Here is a 4,441-nt window from a genome sequence, read left to right as displayed (position 1 = left end):
AAAGAGCATGAGCCTGTTATCTGCTCATGCTATTTTGAAACTATTTACTGAATAGGCCTATATAGTTTTCAATGTCTTACAGCCATACCTACGTGGTTTATATCTGGTGTGTGTTTTTTTAATATAAATCCCAACTCAGAAAATGTAACACTTTCTTTTTCGTAAAAATCAAAAGCTTCGTCAAAGATATGAGCCTCCTTTGAAAGAATGGATTCGGGACTTTCACCACCCTCTAATCTGACTTTGACTTTGGGCTTTTCATTTAGCTGTTTAAGTTTTGCAGAAATGGAAAGCGGCTTTAGAGAGTTCTCTGTTTCCTTATTGTCATCATCGGGCAGCATACCATTTTGGGAGCGTTTATTTTTCTCTTTTTTCTTCTTCTCCTTGCGAGCTTTGTCGTCAGCAATAATCTAATCTTTCAGGGAGGGGACTGTTACAGGTTCTTCTCTTTTGAAGCGTTTGAAATATATCTGTTCGATAAACTGTGGCAGTGGTGCATTCCAAGTTTCCTGCTTATGGTTGTCTATTTTACCCAGTTTGTCGGGATTCAGTCCTAACTCACGAGCCATTTGGACGTGTTTGTCGGACAATCTATGTTTCTTTTGGGCGACAACCCATTTCTCTATTTTTACAGCCATATATTCGATATTTTCAGCCTGTAAAGATAGGAAATACCAGAGGATATGGCTTGATAATTCAATAAGAAATCCGCCGCCATATCGGCTTTTGGTTTCTTTTTTACTGAATTGTCTTTTTTATCCGCAAACCTTTTGATTTTAAATGGGCTAAAAGCATCCCTGTCGGATGAGATACAAAGCCCGGAATATGATATATAAAGGGAAAAGATGTATCTTTGTAGTCCGACATGGGACAATATAACTCCTGTGTCCAGAACGTAGGAAAGAACAGCATATAAGGGGCTTTAGGAAACAGCCAAATTACGAAAGTTCACCCGAATATGATAGTTTCTCTTTCTGCCTGATCGTGTATATGTGCAAAATCATATATCGAAAGGGCGTAAGATTACGAACTATCAGTGGGCGGGCGCTTGGCTGTGCCTCTAAAGCCGATGTGTTTGTAACTCTTGCGCCTGTTTTCGTTTAATGATTTTAAGATTACGAACATGAGTACATCCGAAGAAGTTTCTAAAAAGAGTTGTGGCGGATTAACCCGCTCAGAAGTTACAAATCTGTTGCAGTCAGTCATTGGACTGCATGGTATTGAGGTAAAAGACGACCGTATTGAATTGCCGGGCGTTCATCCTTCTGCTGATGTTCCTAAATCCGAATTGCCGGATGAAACAAAAACGACGGTTATACTTTATAAAGATATAACGTCTATATCTCCTTTTGAGGCTCGTGTTGAGGTGCTGTTGCATTGTGGCGAACTCTATATTTTTTCCACAACAGACAGCATTAAAACTCATATAAACACACATAGCGACGGCAAAAATGCCAAATCAGAAAAGCCGACTACGGCACAGGATGTTGCAGGGAATATTTGGAACGGTTTGGAGAAAACGCTGGTTTCTGGAAAGAAATAGAACTGAATAAACGATAGTTTATAACTTATTGAGAAACATCTGTCAAGCAATTTTTGTCAGGTGTTTTTTTATGGGTATCTTTGCAATCTAATGGTCTAAAAATGAATTATGATTGATAAGATTGCCGCAAACGAGAGGAATACAGACCCCGTATTAAAATTAAATCCACCGGGAGAGGTAAAGAAGAAGCTTGATTACTATAGGTCTTTATTTGGTAAAGTACAAGACCTGACAGACGAAGAATTTGAGAATCTGAAAAAGGATGTCCATAGGTTCTTTAATATATTCCCTTTTAAAGAGCCAAATGCCTTACCTGAACGTTTAGTCAGGATAACAAATAATAATAGGATTTTTGCAGGACAAGGGAAAGATGTAAGCTACTTAACTGATATCTCACAATTATTAGCACCACCTATAGAGTTTTGTAAATATGGGAGATGTAATCAACCTGGAGAACAAGTATTATATTGTGCAATCGATTTACCATCTGCTTATTGGGAAACAAAACCTCAAAACGGTGATGTTATAACAATCTCACACTTCCAATTAAAAAAAGGAGTAAAAATAAATTGCAATTTCATTACCAAAGGGAAAGCTATAGATCCCCAAATAACTAATATTCTTGAAGAGATATATTATCTCATTGATGATTTCTTTGTTGATGCGTTTAGTTTGGAGGTTGCAAGAGACAGACCACGGGATTATATATTTAGTGCTGATTTTGCTTCAACTCAACAACTATTTTACCCTGTGGCTTCTGACAAAAACATTGAAGCTATTATCTATCCCAGCGTACAAAGAAAAGTTGCAGGACAAAACATGGCTATCAGGAATGATATTATTTTCGACAAATACGAGCTTATAGGTGTAGAAACCAGATTTATATTAGATGAATTTGAAAACCTTGACCCTGCAAAACCTGAGCCAACTGCCGATAATCTAATTGCATCATTTGGTACAGATGAATTTGATTTAGCGAATGGTAAAATAATGTATCACGAAAATGTTGATAAAGCATTTAATCTTTTGAGAATGTTGCAAATGGGAGGGTCAAAGCAGCAACGGATACCCAATCTGATGGGTAAGAAGGATATGCTTATGGATTTATCTCCAAATAGTGGGATTAAAATTAATTTATAGAATAGACAGCTGTATGAAACATGTTATTTTGGATTATCTAACTGACGAAGATAAAGAATATGTAAATAAAACAGGAGTTTCATTTTTTAATAGACATAAACCTTGCAGGTTATCAGCAGAAACTAAAGATTCTTTTCTTCATATTTTGCAAGGTTTAAATACAAATGAAAATGACATGTGTTTAACCATTCTTTCACATGGTTATGTAAGCCAAGACTTTAAAATATCGGGAGTAGTGAAAGACGATCAAAGAATAAATTTAATACTATGGCGTGAAATTTTAGATATATGCAATCAAATCAGAACAAATAATTTACTTATATTAAATGTATTACATCCATGTAATAGTTGCCACATAATGGATAGTTATAACGGAGAAGACAAAGTTGATCGCATTTGGTGTTCTCAGACTGAAAATGCCACTGTAAATCACGCACTTCGAGCAGCTATGGATTTCGGTGATTTAAGTTCGTTTATAGCTGATGTTTCACAAGATGATGAAGTTGACTATCTTGAATATTGAAACTGAAATTCTTACATGTAAACTAAAACATTTTATTCCGGTTCGGGGAAATATATTGTTTTTTCATGCAGCATAGCTTGTTGGGATTCCCGATCAACTCGTGCTATCATTTTTTTGAATGTAGCGTCACTTCTTTTTTCAACAAGATTACTCCAATCGAACCAATGATGGATATTGAATATAGTTTTTTCGTTTGCGGCAATAAATCTGATTGATGAAATAAGTTGATTCTGTCCTTCACTATTTTTTGCGTTCCATGAAAATTTTGGATGCAAACGTAAGTGTCCTGCCAGCTTAATTCTCTCACATGTAGCATCAATCATATAATTTTTATCGACATTTCGTAACTCTGGCATATTCTCATTCATGTCAGGAATATAATACCACTTTAATTCATCATAAATTTTGTAGTCCAGAGGATTTTCAAATGGCTGAAATAGCACTTCCATACGATTATAAAACTTTTCATCGTAATCATGTAAAGCTCTGGGAACTTCATCATTCATCATTATCCTCATACCTTTTGCTCCGCACTGTTCAAGTCTGGCTGCATTACTTACTGCTTCTCCCAAAATAAGTCGCCCTATATTGTTATTTTGGGAAGTTTCTATTATTTCTCCGCATGATAACCCTCCTCTGCAAAGAATACCCTCTTTTACACATTTCCTCATTAAATTACATGCAACGATAATCACATCCCGTATATTCTCTGACCAAACGAATGCGCAATCAGAAAGTTGCGCTATTGTTACACTTGGGAAAGATGCTTGAAAATCGAGTAGAATTTTACGAAATTCAACAAGTATTGTGGCAGCTAACAATTGATTATCATGTTTGCCTAAGTGACCAGGTATATTCCATGCAGCATAATCTTTATCATCAAGATCAATCTTGTTTTGAGTTAGCGCAGCGAAACCAAGTATATCGACAAAAAAAACAGCCCCATTCTTTTTTTGAAGTAGATGTCCCATAAATATTTTATAAATTGATAAAAATACAACTGCAAAAATACGACAATCATACGTATACCGTATGATTATCATATGAAATTATTCAACTCAATATGACTAAGATAGTGAGTTAAACCAAAATCAAAATCTAAAATATTATTTTTGGTTTTAACCAATATGGCTTTTTGTTACTCTTACATTTGTACAGACTAATACAATAGGGTCTATTTATTGTAGTTTTGCTAGATATATAGACCTAAGGGAATGAGAGTTTTTTGCTACAGG

The 4,441-nt window shown here is 35.4% G+C and carries 6 protein-coding genes; 3 read left to right on the top strand and 3 right to left on the bottom strand.

The annotated features are described in order from the left end of the window. Positions 1-68 precede the first annotated feature (68 nt). Together D0T49_RS12995 and D0T49_RS12990 are read right to left on the bottom strand one after the other, a co-directional pair. The gene (locus D0T49_RS12995; RefSeq protein WP_203583485.1) at positions 69-341 is read right to left on the bottom strand and encodes a hypothetical protein; all 273 of its coding nucleotides are present in this window, start codon (positions 339-341) and stop codon (positions 69-71) included. 69 nt (positions 342-410) lie between these two features. Continuing rightward, entirely contained in the window at positions 411-638 is a 228-nt protein-coding gene (locus tag D0T49_RS12990; protein WP_370519677.1) for a hypothetical protein, read from the bottom strand. 485 nt (positions 639-1,123) lie between these two features. On the opposite strand from D0T49_RS12990, the gene D0T49_RS13095 reads away from it, so the two are divergent. The 3 genes from D0T49_RS13095 to D0T49_RS12700 all read left to right on the top strand — a co-directional run bounded on the left by D0T49_RS13095 (position 1,124) and on the right by D0T49_RS12700 (position 3,206). Further along, positions 1,124-1,543 (top strand): hypothetical protein, encoded by a 420-nt coding sequence (locus tag D0T49_RS13095; RefSeq protein ID WP_239057076.1) that lies wholly within the window; start codon positions 1,124-1,126, stop codon positions 1,541-1,543. Positions 1,544-1,651: 108 nt separating this feature from the next. Further along, complete coding sequence (locus D0T49_RS12705; RefSeq protein WP_163632270.1) at positions 1,652-2,683, top strand: RES domain-containing protein; 1,032 nt, start codon at positions 1,652-1,654, stop codon at positions 2,681-2,683. A 13-nt stretch (positions 2,684-2,696) separates the two neighbouring features. Continuing rightward, complete coding sequence (locus D0T49_RS12700) at positions 2,697-3,206, top strand: hypothetical protein (protein ID WP_163632267.1); 510 nt, start codon at positions 2,697-2,699, stop codon at positions 3,204-3,206. 32 nt (positions 3,207-3,238) lie between these two features. On the opposite strand, the gene D0T49_RS12695 is transcribed toward D0T49_RS12700, so the two are convergent. Further along, complete coding sequence (locus D0T49_RS12695; RefSeq protein ID WP_163632263.1) at positions 3,239-4,177, bottom strand: hypothetical protein; 939 nt, start codon at positions 4,175-4,177, stop codon at positions 3,239-3,241. Between the last annotated feature and the right edge of the window lie 264 nt (positions 4,178-4,441).

Source organism: Paludibacter sp. 221 (assembly GCF_010501035.1).
Lineage (GTDB): Bacteria > Bacteroidota > Bacteroidia > Bacteroidales > Paludibacteraceae > QVMH01.
This window is presented reverse-complemented; position numbering and strand designations above follow the sequence as displayed.

Bases quoted from the DNA above. Each gene is read 5' to 3' on its own strand.
- D0T49_RS12995 (WP_203583485.1), bottom strand. From the start codon at position 341: ATGCTGCCCGATGATGACAATAAGGAAACAGAGAACTCTCTAAAGCCG.
- D0T49_RS12990 (WP_370519677.1), bottom strand. From the start codon at position 638: ATGGCTGTAAAAATAGAGAAATGGGTTGTCGCCCAAAAGAAACATAGA.
- D0T49_RS13095 (WP_239057076.1), top strand. From the start codon at position 1,124: ATGAGTACATCCGAAGAAGTTTCTAAAAAGAGTTGTGGCGGATTAACC.
- D0T49_RS12705 (WP_163632270.1), top strand. From the start codon at position 1,652: ATGATTGATAAGATTGCCGCAAACGAGAGGAATACAGACCCCGTATTA.
- D0T49_RS12700 (WP_163632267.1), top strand. From the start codon at position 2,697: ATGAAACATGTTATTTTGGATTATCTAACTGACGAAGATAAAGAATAT.
- D0T49_RS12695 (WP_163632263.1), bottom strand. From the start codon at position 4,177: ATGGGACATCTACTTCAAAAAAAGAATGGGGCTGTTTTTTTTGTCGAT.